Annotated in this window: 1 protein-coding gene; it reads left to right on the top strand. The window is 52.4% G+C overall.

Annotated elements, in window-relative coordinates:
• Positions 1–254, top strand: a 254-nt coding sequence (locus FS818_RS28520) for an AMP-binding protein (protein WP_145336784.1), incomplete at both ends; no start/stop codon positions are given.

The raw sequence follows: 254 nt of genomic DNA, 5'->3' as shown, positions 1-254 counted from the left end.
AAAGGGGTCATGGTTGAGCACCGCGGCATAACGAATATGATGACTGCGCTACAGCGCCAATATCCTTGCGGAGAAGAAGAAGCCTATATCCTGAAGACAAACTATACGTTCGATGTGTCCTTGACGGAACTGTTCGGATGGATACCGGGCGGCGGAAAAGTGGTGATCGCGGCGCCTGGCGCCGAGCGAGATCCGCAGGAGTTACTTCAGATCGTGAGCGAGAACGAGGTAACACATATCAACTTTGTTCCTTC

Origin of the sequence: Paenibacillus xylanexedens, assembly GCF_007680605.1 — a bacterium.
Taxonomy (GTDB): domain Bacteria; phylum Bacillota; class Bacilli; order Paenibacillales; family Paenibacillaceae; genus Paenibacillus; species Paenibacillus xylanexedens_B.
This window is presented reverse-complemented; position numbering and strand designations above follow the sequence as displayed.